We start from the raw sequence: 19,322 nt of genomic DNA on the forward strand, positions 1-19,322 counted from the left end.
CCGTTTTTTGCTGTTGATCAGACCTTGGCGTTGAGTAACTCGCGTTTGCGGTCGCGCGAGGATTTGGCCAGGCTCGCGAGCGTGGCCGCGCCCAGCGTGCCGATGATCACCAGCAGCGAGAGCCAGATCGGGATCTCCGGGGCCCAGTGGACGCCCTCGCCACCGTTGATGAACGGCAGGCTGTTGGTGTGCAGCGCCTCGAGGAAGAGCTTGGCGCCGATGAACGCGAGGACCGCGGCCAGGCCGTAGTTGAGGAAGACCAGGCGCTCGAGCAGGCCGCCGAGCAGGAAGTACAGCTGGCGGAGGCCCATCAGGGCGAAGACGTTGGCGGTGAAGACGAGGTACGGCTCTTTGGTGATCCCGAAGATGGCCGGGATCGAGTCGAGCGCGAAGAGCAGGTCCGTCGTGCCGATCGCGATCATCACGATGAGCATCGGCGTGAACAGGCGCTTGCCGGTCTGGGTTGCGGTCATCATGCGGCCGTCACCGAACGACGAGGACACCGGGAACGCCTTCTTGGCCCAGCGGATGAGGATGTTCTCCTTGAAGTCGTCCTCGTCGTTCTCGCCCTCCTTGAGCAGCGAGATCGCGGTGTAGACCAGGAACGCCCCGAAGATGTAGAAGACCCACGAGAACTGGGCGATGAGGGCGGCGCCGGCGGCGATGAACAGACCGCGCATGACCAGGGCCAGCACGATGCCGATGAGCAGCACCTTCTGCTGGAACTGCCGCGGCACGGCGAACCGGCCCATGATGATCACGAACACGAAGAGGTTGTCGACGCTCAGCGAGTACTCGGTGAGCCAGCCGGTGTAGAACTCACCCGCGGACTGCCCACCGGCCGTGACCCAGACACCGGCGCCGAAGAGAACGGCGAGCCCGACGTAGAACGCGACCCAGGCGCCCGACTCCTTCATCGAGGGCTCGTGCGGTCGCCGGCCGATGATCAGCAGATCGACGGCCAGAACGGCGACGAGGGCGATGAGGGTGGCGATCCACACCCAGGGGGACACGATCAACGACGACCTCCGGCAGACACGGTTCGACGCTGTGTCCACCCGGAGTAGGGCAAGCACAGCGGCGTGCGGCTGTCGGAGGTCTCTTCCGCCGCCTGCGGCGACCGCCGGCCCCGGGTAGCCCACCAGGGCATTCCGTGTTGACGAGACCGGCGCGAGGGAATACTCCCCTCCTACGGCAGCCATTGTGTCTCATCGAGAGACCCAATGACACGGCACCCCGGAAAAGCGTGGGCCGTCTCTCGGTCCAAACCGCCCATCCGGTCATGTAATTCTCACCAGAGTAACGCGTTCCGGACGATTTGCGTTCCGTCGAGGCCGCCGATTCCCCGTCCGGTGGGGGTTCGCCCTGGGCCGGCCGCCGTTTGAGCTGGCCCTCTCCGCCCGCCTATCGCCTGCCGCTCCGAGCCCGCGTTCGTCTTGAGAGTGCTCTGCCCCACGCTCGCCGGCAGCTCGCGCCTGCCTTCAGCCCGCCGCCATCGCCTCACGCCCGCCTGTCCCCCGAGCCCGTGCGCCGCCCCCAACCTCGCCGCTCCGAGCCCGCCCCAGACCCGCCTTCTTGAGCATCCTAGGAACCTAGCCTGTTCGTGTACCGCGCCCGGCGGCCGCGGTGAGCGAACCCGAGCCGGCGATAGAGGGCGGCGGCGCCCGGGTTGTTGACGTTGACGTTCAGCCAGGCCTCGGTGGCGCCGTCCGCGGCCATCCGGGTCAGCGACTCACGCACCAGGCCTGCGCCGAGGCCGCGACCCCGGGCCTCCGGCCGGACGCCGACCTGGACGACCCAGCCGAGCGCGGAGGTGATGAAGCCGACATCGCCCAGGTCCGGAACCGTGACCAGCACGGACCAGGCCGGGCGGAACTCGTCGTCCTCGTCGTATTCGGCGATCCACTCGGCCGGGGGTTCGTCGGGGAAGCCCGGCCGATCGCGGAAGGACGCCCGGTAGACGGCGTGGAAGCGCGCGGCCGCATCCGTCGACCACTCGGTGAGGGTGGCGTCGGCGGGCCAGGTGGCCGGGGTGGTGTCGTCGAGGCCGACTCGCATGACGTCCTCGGCGAAGATCTGCCGGAAGCCGCGCGAGGCGAAGAGCGCATCGGCGGCGTCGGTGAGCGACTCGGTCTCGAGGGTGATCGCGGGGGGCGCGCTTGTCGCTTCGGCCGCCAGGGCCAAGGCCCGGTCGAGCACTTCCGCGCCGAGACCCCGACCGCGTGCGTCGGGATCGACCAGCGCGGTGACGATCACACCATCGCCGCCGGGACACACCGCCCCGGCGGCCAGCAGTCCACCGCCGGCTCCAACCAGGCCGGCCGATGGCGCCGAGCCAACGGGCACCGCCGAGCCAACGGGCACCGCCGAGCCAGCGGGCCCCGCCAGGCCAGCGGGCCCCGCCAAGCCAGCGGGCCCCGCCAAGCCAGCGGGCCCCGCCAAGCCAGCAGGCCCTACCAAGCCAGCAGGCCCCACCAAGCCAGCAGGCCCCACCGAGCCAGCAGGCGCCGCCGAACCGACGTGCGCCGCCGGAACAGGTGCCGCGGCGGGTGCCCCGCCTGCGGAGGCGCGGAGGGCGAACACCCGCCCACCGTCCGCGGCCCAGCGCCGGCGGAGGAACCACGGCTCGGTGGCGAGCGGCATTCCGCCGTCGGCCCGGACGCAGCGCTCGGCCAGGCGCACCAGCTCGTCGGGTAGGCCATCGACCGTCGTCCAGGCAAGAGTCACCCGGCGAGGCTAGCGAACTGGCCTTACTTCACGCCTGCCATATCCATGCCGCGCAGTTCCTTCTTCAGCTCGGACATCTCGTCGCGGATGCGGGCCGCCAGCTCGAACTGCAGCTCGCGCGCGGCGGCCAGCATCTGGTCGTTCAGATCCTGGATCAGCTGCGCCAGCTCGGCGCGGGCCATGCCCTCGCGGGCCGTGCCGCTCGACGCCCGCGCCCTCGACCTGGTCTCGGGGACCGGGGCCTTGCCGCGGGACATCTGCCGGCCGCCGCCGCCGACCATGGGGCCGGAGTTGACGGTGGCGTCCGTGTCCTCCGCCTCGCGGTAGATGTCGTCGAGGATGTCGTGGATCTTCTTGCGGAGGGCCTGCGGGGTGATGCCGTTCGCCTCGTTGTGGGCGATCTGCTTGGCCCGGCGCCGGTCGGTCTCGTCGATCGCGTCGCGCATCGAGGGGGTGACCTTGTCGGCGTACATGTGGACCTCGCCGGAGACGTTACGCGCGGCCCGGCCGATGGTCTGGATCAGCGACCGGCCGCTGCGCAGGAAGCCCTCCTTGTCGGCGTCGAGGATCGCCACCAGCGACACCTCGGGCAGGTCGAGGCCCTCGCGCAGCAGGTTGATGCCGACGAGCACGTCGTAGTCGCCCTTGCGCAGCTCTTTCAGCAGCTCGACCCGGCGCAGCGTGTCCACCTCGGAGTGCAGGTAGCGCACGCGAATGCCGTTCTCCAGCAGATAGTCGGTGAGGTCCTCGGACATCTTCTTGGTGAGCGTGGTGACCAGCACCCGCTCGTCGCGCTCGGTGCGCAGCCGGATCTCGTGCATCAGGTCGTCGATCTGGCCCTTGGTCGGCTTGACCACCACCTGCGGGTCGACCAGACCGGTCGGCCGGATCACCTGCTCGACGAACTCGCCCTGCGCCTGCTGCATCTCCCACGGCCCGGGGGTCGCGGAGAGGAACACCATCTGACCGACCCGCTCGAGGAACTCGTCCCACCGCAGCGGGCGGTTGTCGGCGGCGCTGGGCAGCCGGAAGCCGTGCTCGATCAGGATGCGCTTGCGCGACGCGTCCCCCTCGTACATGCCGCCGATCTGCGGAATCGTCTGGTGCGACTCGTCGATGACCGTGACGAAATCGTCGGGGAAGTAATCGAGAAGGGTGAACGAGGGCTCGCCGGGCGATCGGCCGTCCATGTGCATCGAATAGTTCTCGATGCCATTGCAGAAACCGACCTGACGCATCATTTCAACGTCATATGTCGTACGCATCCGGAGCCGTTGCGCCTCGAGCAGCTTGCCCTGCCGCTCGAGCTCGGCCAGCCTCTCCTCGAGCTCGGCCTCGATGCCCCGGATCGCCCGCTCCATCCGCTCCGGGCCGGCCACGTAGTGCGTCGCCGGGAAGATGATCAGCTCCTCGACCTCGCGGATCACCTCGCCCGTCAGCGGGTGCAGGTAATACAGCTTTTCGACCTCGTCACCGAACAGCTCGACGCGAATGGCCAGTTCCTCGTACGCCGGGATGATCTCCAGCGTGTCGCCACGCACCCGGAAGGTCCCCCGCTGGAATGACATGTCGTTCCGCGCGTACTGAATGTCGACCAGGCGGCGCAGCAGCTTGTCGCGATCGACCTCCTCGCCGACCTTGAGGCGGACGGACCGGTCGACATACTCCTGCGGGGTGCCGAGGCCGTAGATCGCGCTGACCGTGGCCACCACGATCACGTCGCGCCGGGTCAGCAGGGACATCGTCGCCGAGTGGCGCAGGCGCTCGACCTCTTCGTTCACCGAGGAGTCCTTCTCGATGTACGTGTCGGTCTGGGCGATGTAGGCCTCGGGCTGGTAGTAGTCGTAGTAGCTGACGAAGTATTCGACCGCGTTGTTGGGCAGGAGCTCGCGGAACTCCTTGGCCAGCTGCGCGCAGAGGGTCTTGTTGGGGGCGAGCACCAGCGCCGGCCGCTGCAGCCGCTCGATCAGCCACGCGGTCGTCGCGCTCTTGCCCGTGCCGGTGGCGCCGAGCAGCACCGAGTGCCGATCGCCGCGCCGGACGCGCCGCTCCAGCTCATCGATGGCCGTGGGCTGGTCGCCGGCGGGCTGAAACTCACTGATGACCTCGAAGCGGCCGTCGCGAACTGGGATGTCGAGCGCCATGGGACCAACCGTACGTCGGGGGTATGACAACTTCTGCGAACCCCGTGCTGAGGGTGCACATTCCCGCGGTTGTCGGCGGTTGCGCGGCTCGCCTAGCCTGTTCGGGTAGGCCGCTCGCGGCGGCCGACCGGCTCGCTGACGGATCACCACACGGTCCGTCCGAGTCGGCCCGTGGTCGATGCGCCCCGGCTCTCCGGGCAAGCGCACCCATGGCGGTCGCGCTGAGCGCAGACCGGCCGCCGCGAGCGCCTAACTATTCCCGGCGGAGATCATTCCCGCGGGCAGGCGCGGGGCAAGGCAGCCGCATCACTCCACCGCGGAAGGCTGCCACCCCATCTCCTCCGCCCAGTCGTCCGCGGCCCGCGCCTCGGTGTCGAACCACGGTTCCTTCGCCTCGGCGTAGCTGTACCGGTCGCCGTGCTCGCGGGCCCACTGCTCCTTGGCGTCCGCGTACCCCTCCCGCGCCGCCGGCACTGCCCGCAGGTGGTCGCGCATCAGCAGCGCGAACCGCCACCCCGGCGACCCGTGCACCCGGACGTGCAGGTTGACCGGCCGCCCCGGGTCCGCGCCGCCGTGCAGCCGCTTCGGCCAGGTCTCGCCCGGCACGCCCCGCGCGTTGTCGACCCACTCACCCTCGCGACGGGGAAAGCCGGCCTCCCCCAGCCGCCCGGCCAGCGCGTCCGCCTCGTCCAGCGTCCGTACGGCCAGCATGAGATCGATGATGTTCTTGGCCGGCAGCCCGGGCACCGCCGTCGAGCCGATGTGGCTCACGAACGAGCCGTCCCCGACCGCGTGCCGGATGCGGGCGATCAGCCGCGCCGCCTGCGCCGGCCAGGTCGGGTCCGGCTCGGCGATCGTCAGCGCCGTCTCGGGCCGGGCCCTCGTCCTCAGCCGCACGTGCTCCTCGAACGGCACCAGCCGCTCCCGGAAGATCTCATCCACCCGCGCGTGCAGCTCGTCGAGCGTCCCGTCGTTCTCGATCACCACGTCGCACGCGGCCCGCCGTTGCGCGTCGTCCGCCTGGGCGCCGATCCGCGCGGCCGCCTCCTGCCCGCTCATCCCGCGCGTCTCGGCGAGACGGCGGATGCGCAGGTCACGCTGGGTTTCCACGACCAATACGAGGTGGTACGAAGGGGACAGCCCCGTTTCCACCAGGAGCGGCACATCGTTCACCACGATCGCTCCCGGGGGTGCCGTCCGGGTCAGTTCGGCGGTCCTCGCCCGTACGCGCGGATGAATGATCTTCTCCAGCCGCCGCCGGGCCGCCTCGTCGCCGAACACCTTGGCGCCCAGCGCCGGACGATCGAGGTCGCCGGCGGCGGTCAGCACCCCGGCGCCGAACGCCCCCACGATCTCCGCGAGCCCGTCCGTCCCGGCCGCCACGACCTCCCGGGCCAGCTTGTCCGCGTCGATGATCACCGCGCCGAGCCCCGCAAGCCGCGCCGCGACCGCGCTCTTGCCCGCCCCGATCCCGCCGGTCAGTCCCACTCTGAGCACGATGACAAGTATCGCCGCTGAGACCCGGCGAAAGCATCATCGCCGATCCGGAAGCCGGGGCGCGAAACATCACCTCTGATACGGAGGCGAGGCCGCGGTTGCGCCATGCAGAGGCGAGGCGGGGGAAGCGAGGCCGCCGGAAACGGCGCCGCGGAAGGCGGAACGGCGAAAGGCCGCCCCGACCGAAGTCGGGACGGCCTTTCGGACTACGAAACGGCTACCTCACTTGCCGCCCGCGAGCTTCTCGCGCAGGGCGGCGAGAGCCTCGTCGGTGGCCAGGGTGCCGGACGGCTCCTCGGCCGCGCGCGCCGGGGCCGGCGAGCTCGACGACGCGGTGCCGGCGGGAGCGCTCGCCGCGGCCGGAGCCGGGTTGAGCGCGGCCTCGGCGTCGGCGTCGCGGGACGCCTGCACCTGCTTGGTGTGGGCCTCCCAGCGCTCGCGAGCGTCGGCGTACTGCTTCTCCCACGTCTCGCGCTGCTTCTCGAAGCCCTCGAGCCACTCACCCGTCTCGGGGTCGAAGCCCTCGGGGTAGATGTAGTTGCCCTCGGTGTCGTAGGTCGCCGCCATGCCGTAGAGGGTCGGGTCGAAGTGCTCCTCGCCCTCGACGAAGCCCTCGTTGGCCTGCTTGAGCGACAGCGAGATGCGCCGGCGCTCGAGGTCGATGTCGATGACCTTGACCAGGACGTCGGAGCCGACCTGGACGACCTGCTCGGGCAGCTCGACGTGCCGCTCGGCCAGCTCGGAGATGTGCACCAGGCCCTCGATGCCGTCGTCGACGCGGACGAACGCGCCGAACGGAACCAGCTTGGTGACCTTGCCCGGGACGATCTGGTTGATCGCGTGGGTGCGGGCGAACTGACGCCACGGGTCTTCCTGGGTCGCCTTCAGCGACAGCGAGACGCGCTCGCGGTCCAGGTCGACGTCGAGCACCTCGACCTCGACCTCCTGGCCGACCTCGACGACCTCGGACGGGTGGTCGATGTGCTTCCAGGAGAGCTCGGAGACGTGCACCAGGCCGTCGACCCCGCCGAGGTCGACGAAGGCGCCGAAGTTGACGATCGAAGAGACGACGCCCTTGCGGACCTGGCCCTTCTGCAGCTTGTTGAGGAACTCGGTGCGAACCTCGGACTGCGTCTGCTCGAGCCACGCGCGGCGGGACAGGACCACGTTGTTGCGGTTCTTGTCCAGCTCGATGATCTTCGCCTCGAGCTCCCGGCCCACGTACGGCTGGAGGTCGCGGACGCGGCGCATCTCGACCAGCGAGGCCGGCAGGAAGCCGCGGAGACCGATGTCGAGGATGAGGCCACCCTTGACGACCTCGATGACGGAGCCACGGACGACGCCGTCGTCTTCCTTGATCTTCTCGATCGTGCCCCAGGCGCGCTCGTACTGTGCGCGCTTCTTGGACAGGATCAGGCGGCCTTCTTTGTCCTCCTTGGTGAGAACAAGAGCCTCGATGTGGTCACCGACCGACACCACTTCCGCGGGGTCCACGTCATGCTTGATCGACAACTCGCGCGAGGGGATGACACCCTCGGTCTTGTAGCCGATGTCGAGCAGGACCTCGTCCCGATCGACCTTGACGACGGTGCCTTCGACAATGTCGCCGTCGTTGAAGTACTTGATGGTCTCGTCGATGGCGGCGAGGAATGCTTCCTCGGACCCGAGATCGTCGACGGTGACCTTGTTGGCGCTCGAGGTGGCCTCGATGCTGCTCGTCATGTGGACAGTTGCTCCGAACGGATGGGTTTTGTGGTGTCTCGCGCGCTCCACGGAACTGCCGCCGGGCACGGCACGACCGAGCGAAACGATCACCAACGGTTAGTCAGGATCAACGCAGTCGATCATGCCAAGATCGACGACCACGGAACCTGCTCCCTGCCGAGGCACACGATCCGCGAGCGCATCGACTAGCTTACCGTGCGCATTACCACAGGTTGCAAGCCCTCCTGACGACGGCGGCACAATGTTCGGCGGAAACCTCGTAGCATGCCCGTAATATGCTGAATTCGGACGACGACCCTCCCTGCCGTACCGTTGGCGGGTGATCGAGATTCCCGCGCCGTCGCGCCGCCCGGTTACCGACGACGAGAGCCGGCACGCGAGCCGCGCCTGGTGGGATCTCGACGCGGACGTCTACCAGGCCGAACACGGCGCTTTCCTGGGCGATGCCGACTTCGTGTGGTGCCCCGAGGGCCTGCGTGAGGCCGATGCGCACCTGCTCGGCGACGTGCGCGGGAAGCGGGTGCTGGAGCTCGGCGCGGGCGCCGCGGCGGGCGCCCGCTGGCTCGAACGCCAGGGCGCCGAGGTGGTGGCCATCGATCTCTCGGCGGGCATGTTGCGGCAGGCGATGGCCGGGGCCGAACGTTCGGGCGTACGCGTTCCGCTCCTGCAAGCCGACGCGCTGGCGCTCCCGTTCGCGGACAGCGTATTCGACATCGTGTGCACCGCCTTCGGAGCGATCCCGTTCGTGGCCGACTCCGGCGCCGCCATGCTCGAGGTGGCGCGCGTGCTGCGACCGGGCGGCAGCTGGGTCTTCTCGATCACCCACCCGATGCGCTGGATCTTCTGGGACGAGCCGGATGAGAGCGGCCTGATCGCCCGGAACTCGTATTTCGACCGCCACCCGTATGTGGAGACCGACGACGAGGGCCGGGTCACCTACGTCGAGCAGCACCGCACGCTGGGTGACCGGATCCGCGAGCTGGTGGCGGCCGGGTTCGTGCTCCGCGACCTGATCGAGCCCGAGTGGCCGGCCGGCCACGAGCAGATCTGGGGCCAGTGGAGCCCGCTGCGGGGCCGGCTGTTCCCCGGCACCGCGATCTTCGTCTCGGACCTGCCCGGCGGCCCGGACCACTGACACCGCCGTTTCCGGCAGGCCCGGCCGGGTATCCGACCGGGGTGAGCAATGACAAGGACCTCGGCAAGGGCGACAAGGTGAGCTGGCAGAGCCACGGCCAGACCGTCAAGGGCACCGTCGAGCAGAAGATCACCAGGCGCACGAAGACGGCCGGCCGTGAGGTGGCGGCGTCACCGGAGGAGCCGCAGTACCGGGTGACGAGCGACAAGACGGGCAAGGACGCCGTGCACAAGCCGGAGTCGCTCCGCCGCCGCGGCTGACCGCCGCTCGGGCGCGCAACGCGGTAAGGCCGGCGCTCGATGCGGCCGACGCCCGGTGCGGCCGGCGCTCGGTGCGGCCGGCGCTCGGTGCGGCCGGCGCTCGGTGCGGCCGGCGCTCGGTGCGGCCGGCGCTCGGTGCGGCCGGCGCGCGGGAAAGGCCGTCAGCCGCCGCTGATGATGCTTCCGGCGTCGAGCAAGGCGGCCAGGACCGTCAAGCCGGCCGGGATCAAGCGGTAGTAGACCCACGTGCCGCGGCGGTCGCTGTCGACCAGGCCGGCCTCGCGCAGGACTCGCAAGTGGTGCGAGATGGTGGGGCCGGTCAGGTGGAAGGCGCCGGTCAGGTCGCAGACGCAGACCTCGCCACCGCCGGCCGAGGCGATCATCGAGAGCAGGCGCAGACGCACGGGGTCGCCGAGCGCCTTGAACATCGGGGCGAAGCGGCTGGCCTGTACCGGATCCATCGGGCTATTAGTGAGTGGCCCGCCGGCGACAGCGGCGACTGCCTCCTCGGAGTGTTTCCTCACCATCGTCCCTGCCTTACTGAGGTTGTTACACGTACCGCCGGGCGAACATTACCTCCCCGAGCCCGTGGACGTCATCGCGCCCACGGGCACTTGTTCGATCAGTGGTCGGCGCCGTTCCAGTCGCGGCCGGAGCCGACCGAGACCTCGAGCGGCACCGACAGCGGATGCGCGCCGCCCATCTCGCGCCGAACCAGCTCCTCGAGCGCCTCCCGCTCGCCCGGCGCCACGTCGAAGACGAGCTCGTCGTGGACCTGCAGCAGCATGCGCGAACGCAGGCCGGACTCGCTGAGCGCGGCGTCGACCCGGAGCATGGCGACCTTGATGATGTCGGCCGCGGAGCCCTGGATCGGCGCGTTGAGGGCCATCCGCTCGGCCATCTCGCGGCGCTGCCGGTTGTCGCTGGACAGGTCGGGCAGGTACCGCCGGCGGCCCATGATGGTGGCCGTGTAGCCGTCCTGCACGGCCCGGCGCACCACCGCCTGCAGATAGTCGCGAACGCCACCGAACCGCTCGAAATACTCCTCCATCAGGCCACGCGCCTCGTCGACCGCGATGCTGAGCTGGTTGGAGAGGCCGAACGCCGACAACCCGTACGCGAGCCCGTAGTTCATGGCTTTGATCTTGCGGCGCTGGTCGGGGACGACCTCCTCGACCGGCACGTGGAAGACCGACGACGCCGTGGCCGCGTGGAAGTCGAAGGCCGAGTTGAACGCGGCGATCAGCGCCTCGTCCTCGGAGAGGTGCGCCATGATGCGCATCTCGATCTGGCTGTAGTCGGCGGTCATCAGCTGCTCGAAGCCCGGCCCGACCACGAAGGCGCGGCGGATGCGGCGGCCCTCCTCGGTGCGGATCGGGATGTTCTGCAGGTTGGGGTCGGTCGAGGACAGCCGGCCGGTGGCGGCGACGGTCTGGTTGAACGTCGTGTGGATGCGGCCGTCGTCGGAGACCGACTTGAGCAGGCCGTCGACCGTGGACTTGAGCTTGGCCACGTCGCGGTGGCGCAGCAGGTGGGCCAGCAGCGGGTCGCCGGTCTGCGCGAACAGGCTCTGCAGCGCGTCGGCGTCGGTGGTGTAGCCGGACTTGATGCGCTTGGTCTTGGGCAGGCCCCGCTCGTTGAACAGGATCTCCTGCAGCTGCTTGGGCGAGCCGAGGTTGAACTCGCGGCCGACCACCTCGTGCGCGGCCTGCTGGGCGGCCTTGACCTCGGCCGCGAAGTGCGCCTCGAGCTCGGAGAGGTAGTCGGTGTCGGCGGCGATGCCCAGGTGCTCCATCTCGGCCAGCACCCGGGACAGCGGCTGCTCGACCTCGGTGAGCAGGGCCTGCGACTCGCCGCCGTCGCGGGACAGCTCCTCGGTGAGCACGTCGGCCAGGTCGAGCGTGGCCCGCGCGCGCAGCATCAGGTATTCCTCGGCCGCGCCCTGGTCGCCGAGCCCGTCCAGGGTGAGCTGGCCGTTGTCGGGCTCCTCGACGCGCAGCTCGCGCTTGAGGTAGCGCAGGGCGAGGTCGGTCAGGTCGTAGGCGCGCTGGTCGGGCTTGGCCAGGTAGGCCGCGAGGGCGGTGTCGACGCGGACGCCCTCGATGCGCCAGCCGTGCGCGCGCATGGCCAGCGAGGCCGGCTTGGCGTCGTGCACGACCTTGGGCCGGTCGGGGTCGGCCAGCCAGAGGGCCACCGCCTTCTCGTCGGTCTCGTCCAGAGCGGACGGGTCGAACCAGGCGGCCGGCCCGTCGCCGGTCGCGACCGCGATGCCCGACAAAGAACCGGCCCCGCGCCCGAATTGTCCGGTCACGGCGACACCGACCGGCGCGCCGGCGGCATGCGCGGAAAGCCAGTCACCGACACCGGCGGTCAACACCGAACCGGACAAATCGAACCCGGACTCGGCCTCCGGCTCGACGGCATCCAGGTACGAGTACAGGCGCTCGCGCAGCACCCGGAACTCGAGCGCGTCGAAGACCTGGTGCACCGCCTCGCGGTCCCACCCCGGCCAGCGCACCTCCTCGGGCTTGAGCGGCAGCTCGAGGTCGCACACCAGCGCGTTGATCTCGTAGTTGCGCAGCACGTCGGCGAGGTGGGCGCGCAGGCTCTCCCCCGCCTTGCCTTTGATCTTGTCGACGTTCGCCACGATGCCGTCGAGGCCGCCGAACTCGTTGATCCACTTGGCGGCGGTCTTGTCGCCGACACCGGGGACGCCGGGCAGGTTGTCGCTGGCCTCGCCGACCAGGGCGGCCTTGTCGCGGTAGCGGGTCGGGGGCACGAAGTATTTCGCCTCGATCGCCTCCGGCGTCATCCGCCACACCTCGGAGACGCCGCGCACCGGGTAGAGGATCGTGGTGTGCTCGTCGGCGAGCTGGAACGCGTCGCGGTCGCCGGTGGAGATGACCACCTCCATGCCCGCCGCCCGGCCCTGCGTGGCCAGCGTGCCGATCACGTCGTCGGCCTCGTAGCCGGGCTTTTCGACGACCGGGATGCGCAGCGCCTCGAGGATCTCCTTGATCAGGCTGACCTGGCCCTGGAACGGCTGCGGCGTCTCGGACCGGCCGGCCTTGTACTCCGCGTATTTCTCGGTGCGGAACGAGACCCGGGAGACGTCGAACGCGACCACGATGTGCGTCGGCTTCTCGTCACGCAACATGTTGATCAACATGGAGGTGAAGCCGAAGACCGCATTCGTCGGCTGGCCGGTCTGGGTGCTGAAGTTCTCCACCGGCAGCGCGAAGAAGGCCCGGTACGCCAGCGAGTGGCCGTCGAGCAGCAGCAAACGGGGGGTCAGGGCATCGTCGCTCACGTCAGGGAACTCTAGACCCGGCGTACGACAAGAATGGTGACCGCCCCGGTCGCCTTTACAGCACTTTGCTGAGGAATGCCTTGGTTCTCTCATGACGAGGATTGGCGATGATCTCCGAGGGTGTGCCCTGCTCGACCACGACGCCGCCGTCCATGAACACGACGTTGTCGCCGACCTCGCGGGCGAAGCCGATCTCGTGGGTCACCACGACCATGGTCATCCCGTCGCGGGCCAGGTCCTTCATCACGTCCAGGACCTCGCCGACGAGCTCCGGGTCGAGCGCGCTGGTCGGCTCGTCGAACAGCATGAGCTTCGGCCGCATCGCCAGCGCCCGGGCGATCGCCACCCGCTGCTGCTGGCCGCCGGAGAGCTGACCCGGGTAGCTGTCCTTCTTCGCACCGAGGCCGACCCGCTCCAGGAGGCCGGCCGCGCGATCGCGTACGGCCGCCTTGTCCTCTTTTTTCACCCGGCAGGGCGCCTCCATGACGTTCTGCAGGGCCGTCATGTGCGGAAAGAGGTTGAAGCGCTGGAAGACCATGCCGATCTGCTGGCGCTGGCGGGCGACGTCGCCGCCCTTCATCTCGTGCAGCTTGCCGCCGCGCTCGTGGTAGCCGACCAGGTCGCCGTCCACGAAGATCTTGCCGGCGTTGATCTTCTCGAGGTGGTTGACGCAGCGCAGGAACGTCGACTTGCCGGACCCGGAGGGGCCCAGCACGCAGCACACCTCGCCCGACCGGACGACCAGGTCGACGCCCTTGAGCACCTCGAGCGAGCCGAACGACTTGTGCACGTTGTCGGCGCGCACCATCTCATCGGTCATGTCGCACCTCCTCCCTCGGCGGCGATCCGCCCGCTCTGCTCGACCTCGATGTCGCGCAGCTTCTGCCGGGCGCGACCGGCGGCGCCGTAGCCCCGGCCGAAATGCCGCTCCAGGAAATACTGACCGATCATCAGGATCGTGCACAGGATCAGGTACCAGATCACGGCCGCCACCAGCACCGGGAACACCACGAACGTACGCGCCTTGATGGCGCTGAGCTGGAAGTAGAGCTCGATGCTGACCGGCACGAACGCGACCAGCGACGTGTCCTTGATCATCGCGATGACCTCGTTGCCGGTCGGCGGCACGATCACCCGCATCGCCTGCGGCAGCACCACCCGCCGCAGCACCTGCCCGCGGGACAGGCCCAGCGCGGTCGCGGCCTCGGCCTGACCGGGGTCGACCGACTGGATGCCGGCCCGCACGATCTCGGCCATGTACGCGGCCTCGGACAGCCCCAGCGCGAGCATGCCGGCCACGAAACCGGCCAGCAGGTCGCTCGCCTTGACGCTGTAGAACTGCGCGTTCAGGTCGTCGATGCCGAACAGCTTGCCGATCTGCTGGTCGAACGGCAGGCCGAAGCCGATCCGGTTCCACAGGATGTTCAGGTTGCCGAACAGCACCGCGAGCACGAGCCGCGGCACCGCCCGGAAGAACCAGGTGTAGAGGAACGCGACGGCCTTGAGGATCGGGTTGTCGGACAGCCGCATGATCGCGACGATCACGCCGAGCACCACACCGATCAGCATCGACGTGATGGTCAGCAGCACGGTGCCGCGCAGGCCCTCGAGCACGGGACCGGTGAACATCACGCCGCGTTTGCCCGGCTCGTACGAGACGAAGATGAACTTCCAGTCGAACTGGTCGTTCGTCAGCAGCACGTGCAGGAACATCGCGGCCAGCACGCCGATCACCGCGATCAGCGCCCACCGCCCGGGGTGCCGGACGGGCACAGCCTTGATCGGTTCAGGCCGTGCCCGCTCGGTCGTTGTCTGGTCGGTCATCGACTCAGGAGGCGGGGTTCACCGCGGGCGAGGTGATCGCGCCCGCGTCGACGCCCCACTTCGCCAGGATCGTCTTGTACGTGCCGTCGGTGATCAGCGCCTGCAGGGCGCCCTGGATCGCGGCGCCCATCGTGTCGGCCTGGTCCTTGGGCAGGACGTAGCCGTACGGCGCCGAGTCGTAGATGTCGCCGACCAGGGCCAGCTGGCCGTTGGTCTGCTTCACCGCGTACGCGCAGACCGGCGAGTCGGCCAGCATGGCGTCGTCCTTACCGGTCACCACGGCGTTGGTGGCGTCCGACTGGGCCTGGTACTGGTCGACGGTGATCTTGGCCTTGCCGCCGTCGGTGCACTTCTTCGACCGGGCGGCGATGTCGTCGGCCTGAACCGTCGACGTCTGCACCGCGATCTTCTTGCCGCAGGCGTCGTCCGGGGTGATGGTGGCGTCCTTCTTGGCCGCCCACTGGGTGCCCGCGTTGAAGTAGCTGACCATCGTGACCTGCTTCAACCGGTCCGGGTTGATCGTGAAGGAGGACACGCCGGCCGCGTACTTCTTGCTGGTCACGCCCGGGATGATGCTGTCGAACGAGGCCGACTGCCACTCGGTCGTGAGGCCCAGCTTCTGGGCGACCGCGTTGAACAGGTCCACGTCGAATCCGATGACGGTCTTGCCGTCGGCATCCAGGAACTCACTCGGCGCGTACGTCGAGTCGGTGCCGATGACGAGCTTGCCGGCCGACTTGATGTCGGCCGGGACCTTGTCGGCCAGGCTGGTGTCGGCCGAGGCACTGGAGACCGGGGCCGAGCCCGTGCCGGAGCCGTCGCCGGACTCCGAACCGCAGGCGGCGACCGAGGTGGTCAGCGCCGCCGCGAGGGCCAGGCCGAGGATCGCCCGCCGGCCAGGGGTGGTGCGGAACATGGGGATATCTCCTCTGCGAGAGAGTCAATTCAGTTAGGCGACGCCGAGGTAGGCGTCCTTGACCGCCGGATCGTGCAGCAGCCCGGAGCCGGTGCCTTCCTTCACGATCCGTCCAGTCTCCAGAACGTACGCCCGGTGCGCGCGGGAAAGCGCCTGCTGGGCGTTCTGTTCCACCAGCAGCACCGTGGTGCCCTGTTGGTTGATCTCGACGATGATGTCGAAGATCTGCTGAATGAGCATCGGCGCCAGGCCCATCGAGGGCTCGTCGAGCAGCAGCAGCTTCGGCCGGCTCATCAGCGCCCGGCCGACCGCGAGCATCTGCTGCTCGCCGCCGGACAGGGTGCCGCCGGACTGCTTCTCCCGCTCCTGCAGGCGCGGGAACAGGCTGAACGCCCGCTGCAGGTCCTCGTCGATCTCGGCCCGGTTGCGCCGGGTGTAGGCGCCCATCTCGAGGTTCTCCCGGACGGACATGCCCGGGAAGATGCCGCGGCCCTCGGGCGACTGCGAGACGCCCCGGACCACCCGGATGTCGGCGCGCAGCTTGGTGATGTCCTGCCCGTCGAAGCGGATCGAGCCGGACTGGACCGGGCGCAGGCCGGAGATGGCCCGCATCGTCGTCGACTTCCCGGCGCCGTTGGCGCCGATCAGCGCGACGACCTCACCCTCGCCGACGGTGAGGCTGATCCCGTGCAGGGCCACGATGCGGCCGTACGCGAGGGAAACGTTGTCAAGCTCAAGCAGCATCGGTCGGCACTCCCAGGTACGCGGCGATGACCGCCGGGTTCTCCCGCACCTCGGCGGGCGTCCCCTCGGCGATCTTCTTGCCGAACTCCAGCACCACGATCCGGTCGGTGACGCCCATGACCAGGCGCATGTCGTGCTCGATCAGCAACACGGTCACCCCGGTGTCGCGGATCTTGCGGATCAGCGCCAGCAGGTCGGCCTTCTCCGCCGGGTTGAAGCCGGCGGCCGGCTCGTCCAGGCAGAGCAGGGTGGGGTTGGTCGCCAGCGCCCGGGCGATCTCCAGGCGCCGCTGCTCGCCGTACGAGAGATTGCGGCTGACGTCGCCGGCCCGATGCGAGATGCCGACGAACCGCAGCAGCTCCATCGACCGCGCCCGGCCCGAGCGCTCCTCCTGCCAGAACCGGGGCAGCCGGAACAGCGCGCTGAGCACGCTCGTCTTGTGATGCGCGTCGGCGCCCACCATGACGTTCTCCAGCGCGGTCATCTCCGGGAACAGGCGGACGTTCTGGAACGTACGCGCGATGCCGCCCCGGGTGATCTCGTGCTTCTTCTTGCCGACGATCGACTGGCCCTGGAACCGGATCGCCCCGCTGGTCGGCCGGTACACCCCGGTCATCGCGTTGAAGCAGGTCGTCTTGCCGGCGCCGTTCGGGCCGATGAGGCCGAAGATCTCGCCCTTGCGCAGCGAGAAGCTGACGTCGTTGAGCGCCACCACGCCGCCGAACCGCAGCGTCACGTGGTCGACCTCGAGCAGGAGGTTCGGGTCGCCGGGACTGGTGTCGATGTGGCCGGATCCGCCGGTCGGCGCGGCCTGGTCCACCGGCCGCGAGTCCTCCCGGTCGAGCTCCTCCGGAGTCTCCATGTGCGGCTCACTCAACGGGAGCCACCTCCTTCTCGCGGTCCTTGAGCTCCATCGCCCGGCGCCGGCTCGGAATGAGACCCTGCGGCCGCACGATCATGATCACGATGATCACCACTCCGAAGATCGCGAACCGGTACTCGTACAGGTCGGTGTGGAAGAACGGGTCGGAGATGCCGCGCAACCGGTCCGGGATGTACGAGATCAGCGCGCCGCCGAGGATGGCGCCCGCCATGTTGCCGGAACCACCCATGACCACGCCGGCCAGCACCAGGATCGAGAACTGCAGCACGAACGTCTGCGAGTTGACGAAGCCCTGCTCACCGGCGAACAGCACGCCGCCGAGGCCGCCGATGAAGGCGCCGATCGAGAACGCCCACAGCTTGAACTTGGTGGTGCGCACGCCCATGATCTCGGCGGCTTCCTCGTCCTCGCGGATGGCCAGCCAGGACCGGCCGACCCGGCTGCGGTCCAGGTTCCGGACCCCGAAGACGACCACGATGATCACGCAGAGGCCGAGCCAGAAGTACGGCGTCGCGTCGGTCACGCCGAAGATCGGCTTGCCGTCGGTGCCCTGGCCCGGCGGGTGCGGGATGTTGGTGAAGCCCCGGTCGCCGCGCAGGAAGTTCGGCGTACTGGTCGCCACGATCCGGATGATCTCGGCGAAGCCCAGCGTCACGATGGCCAGATAGTCGCCGCGCAGCCGCAGCGTCGGCCAGCCCAGGATCAGGCCCGCCGCCATCGTGATGGCCAGCGCCACCGGCACCGCCGCCAGCCAGGCCCAGCCGGTGTGCGAGTACAGCAGCGAGTCGCGGGAGGTCAGCAGCGCCGTGCCGTACGCGCCGATCGCGAAGAAGCCCACGTACCCGAGGTCGAGCAGGCCCGCGTAGCCGACCACCACGTTCAGGCCCAGCGCCAGCAGCACGTAGTAGGACATGTTGAACAGGGCGCTCGGCCAGTCGATGCCCTGCGTGATGATCTGCGGGCCGATGCCCGGGATGTCGCCGGCGTACGGCAGCAGGAAGGCGAGGACGGCCGCCGCCAGCGCGACGATGGCGCGCACCCAGCCCGGCTGCCGGCCGAACCAGCCTCGCACGCCGCCGCTCTGCCGGAAGGTCGGCTGCTTCGCCTTCTCCGGGGCCACTGCGGTGTCGCTCATGCTCGTGCCCTTCCGAGAGACTCACCCAGCAGACCGGTGGGGCGGAACAGCAGGATCAGCACCAGCAGCACGAACGCCGCCGCGTGCAGCCACTGCGAACCGAACAGACCGGCCGCGTACGCCTGAAGCACGCCCAGCAGCAGGCCGCCGACCAGCGCGCCCCGCAGATTGCCGATACCGCCCAGCACGGCCGCGGTGAACGCGTCGATGCCGAGCAGGAAGCCCGCGTCGTACTTCGTCACGCCGATCTTCAGGTCGTACATCACCGCCGCGATGCCGGCCATCAGGCCACCGAGCAGGAAGACCAGCGCGATGACCCGGGACTTGTTCACGCCCATCAGCGCCGCGCTGTCCGGGTTCTGCGCCACCGCGCGAATGCCCCGGCCGAGCCGCGATCCGTTGATGAAACGATCCAGCACGAACATCATCACCAGCGCCAGCGCCACGATCAGGATCTGCAGGTTGGTGATGTGCGTGTTGCCGATCGTGATCACCGTCCGGGCCTCGATGATCGGCGGGACACCCCTCTGATTGCGGTGCGTCAGTACACCCACCGTCTCCGAGATCGCCAGCGACGCACCGATCGCCGTGATCAGGAAGGCGAGCGGCGGGGCGTTACGCCGGCGCAACGGCCGGTAGGCGACCAGTTCCACGCCCAGCGCCGCGATGCCCGAGATCACGATGGCCGCGACCAGGCCGAGCGCCATCAGGCCGAGCATCGCCGCGATACCCGGCGCGGCCGAGTTCTGGTCCAGGCCGAACCATCCCCAGGCGATCAGGCACGCGTACGTACCGAGCAGAAACACCTCGGAATGGGCAAAGTTGATCAGCCGCAGAACACCGTAGACCAGGGTGTATCCCAGCGCGAACAGGGCGATGATCGCACCCTGCGCCAACCCGGAGACGGTGAGCGGCCCGAAATCGTTGATCAGACCGGAGAAGTTCACAGAGGGGGCTCCAAAACGACGAGGTCGGTGCGGCCGGAGATCATCCGGCCACACCGGCCCTACGAAGAGTTACTG

16 protein-coding genes are annotated in these 19,322 nt (G+C 69.2%); 2 read left to right on the forward strand and 14 right to left on the reverse strand.

Annotated features, from left to right (window positions below):
• Window positions 1-17: 17 nt before the first annotated feature.
• From ACZ6TB_RS06740 to rpsA, 5 genes are all read right to left on the reverse strand, one after another.
• Complete coding sequence (locus ACZ6TB_RS06740; RefSeq protein ID WP_465551365.1) at window positions 18-1,013, reverse strand: TerC family protein; 996 nt, start codon at window positions 1,011-1,013, stop codon at window positions 18-20.
• A gap of 571 nt (window positions 1,014-1,584) precedes the next feature.
• Complete coding sequence (locus ACZ6TB_RS06745; protein WP_465551452.1) at window positions 1,585-2,643, reverse strand: GNAT family N-acetyltransferase; 1,059 nt, start codon at window positions 2,641-2,643, stop codon at window positions 1,585-1,587.
• A 107-nt stretch (window positions 2,644-2,750) separates the two neighbouring features.
• The gene (gene uvrB, locus ACZ6TB_RS06750; protein ID WP_465551367.1) at window positions 2,751-4,871 is read right to left on the reverse strand and encodes an excinuclease ABC subunit UvrB; all 2,121 of its coding nucleotides are present in this window, start codon (window positions 4,869-4,871) and stop codon (window positions 2,751-2,753) included.
• Window positions 4,872-5,177: 306 nt separating this feature from the next.
• Complete coding sequence (coaE, locus tag ACZ6TB_RS06755; protein ID WP_465551369.1) at window positions 5,178-6,368, reverse strand: dephospho-CoA kinase; 1,191 nt, start codon at window positions 6,366-6,368, stop codon at window positions 5,178-5,180.
• Window positions 6,369-6,590: 222 nt separating this feature from the next.
• Window positions 6,591-8,090 carry a 30S ribosomal protein S1 gene (gene rpsA, locus ACZ6TB_RS06760; protein WP_465551371.1) on the reverse strand — a complete coding sequence of 500 codons (1,500 nt, stop codon included), beginning with the start codon at window positions 8,088-8,090 and terminating at the stop codon, window positions 6,591-6,593.
• Window positions 8,091-8,412: 322 nt separating this feature from the next.
• Here rpsA and ACZ6TB_RS06765 point away from each other — a divergent pair, with 322 nt between their 5' ends.
• Both ACZ6TB_RS06765 and ACZ6TB_RS06770 read left to right on the forward strand, forming a co-directional pair.
• Entirely contained in the window at window positions 8,413-9,228 is an 816-nt protein-coding gene (locus ACZ6TB_RS06765) for a class I SAM-dependent methyltransferase (protein ID WP_465551373.1), read from the forward strand.
• A 41-nt stretch (window positions 9,229-9,269) separates the two neighbouring features.
• Window positions 9,270-9,488, forward strand: coding sequence for a hypervirulence associated TUDOR domain-containing protein (locus ACZ6TB_RS06770; RefSeq protein WP_465551374.1), 219 nt, complete (start codon window positions 9,270-9,272; stop codon window positions 9,486-9,488).
• Between the two features lie 161 nt (window positions 9,489-9,649).
• Here ACZ6TB_RS06770 and ACZ6TB_RS06775 read toward each other — a convergent pair whose 3' ends face one another.
• The 9 genes from ACZ6TB_RS06775 to ACZ6TB_RS06815 all read right to left on the reverse strand — a co-directional run bounded on the left by ACZ6TB_RS06775 (window position 9,650) and on the right by ACZ6TB_RS06815 (window position 19,247).
• Window positions 9,650-9,949 (reverse strand): ArsR/SmtB family transcription factor, encoded by a 300-nt coding sequence (locus ACZ6TB_RS06775; RefSeq protein ID WP_465551376.1) that lies wholly within the window; start codon window positions 9,947-9,949, stop codon window positions 9,650-9,652.
• A gap of 161 nt (window positions 9,950-10,110) precedes the next feature.
• Window positions 10,111-12,798 carry a DNA polymerase I gene (gene polA, locus ACZ6TB_RS06780; protein ID WP_465551378.1) on the reverse strand — a complete coding sequence of 896 codons (2,688 nt, stop codon included), beginning with the start codon at window positions 12,796-12,798 and terminating at the stop codon, window positions 10,111-10,113.
• Between the two features lie 55 nt (window positions 12,799-12,853).
• Window positions 12,854-13,618, reverse strand: a complete 765-nt coding sequence (locus ACZ6TB_RS06785; RefSeq protein WP_465551380.1) for an amino acid ABC transporter ATP-binding protein — start codon at window positions 13,616-13,618, stop codon at window positions 12,854-12,856.
• On the reverse strand, window positions 13,615-14,622 hold the full coding sequence (locus ACZ6TB_RS06790; protein ID WP_465551382.1) for an amino acid ABC transporter permease: 1,008 nt from the start codon (window positions 14,620-14,622) through the stop codon (window positions 13,615-13,617). The genes ACZ6TB_RS06785 and ACZ6TB_RS06790 overlap by 4 nt, the downstream gene beginning before the upstream one ends.
• A gap of 4 nt (window positions 14,623-14,626) precedes the next feature.
• Entirely contained in the window at window positions 14,627-15,538 is a 912-nt protein-coding gene (locus ACZ6TB_RS06795) for an ABC transporter substrate-binding protein (RefSeq protein ID WP_465551384.1), read from the reverse strand.
• Between the two features lie 33 nt (window positions 15,539-15,571).
• Window positions 15,572-16,282, reverse strand: coding sequence for an ABC transporter ATP-binding protein (locus ACZ6TB_RS06800; protein ID WP_465551386.1), 711 nt, complete (start codon window positions 16,280-16,282; stop codon window positions 15,572-15,574).
• Window positions 16,272-17,159, reverse strand: a complete 888-nt coding sequence (locus ACZ6TB_RS06805; protein WP_465551388.1) for an ABC transporter ATP-binding protein — start codon at window positions 17,157-17,159, stop codon at window positions 16,272-16,274. Before ACZ6TB_RS06805 ends, ACZ6TB_RS06800 begins: the two co-directional genes overlap by 11 nt.
• Window positions 17,152-18,300, reverse strand: coding sequence for a branched-chain amino acid ABC transporter permease (locus ACZ6TB_RS06810; protein WP_465551390.1), 1,149 nt, complete (start codon window positions 18,298-18,300; stop codon window positions 17,152-17,154). Before ACZ6TB_RS06810 ends, ACZ6TB_RS06805 begins: the two co-directional genes overlap by 8 nt.
• On the reverse strand, window positions 18,297-19,247 hold the full coding sequence (locus tag ACZ6TB_RS06815; RefSeq protein ID WP_465551392.1) for a branched-chain amino acid ABC transporter permease: 951 nt from the start codon (window positions 19,245-19,247) through the stop codon (window positions 18,297-18,299). Before ACZ6TB_RS06815 ends, ACZ6TB_RS06810 begins: the two co-directional genes overlap by 4 nt.
• Window positions 19,248-19,322 lie beyond the last annotated feature (75 nt).

The organism is Actinoplanes sp. NPDC051537 (genome assembly GCF_055586105.1).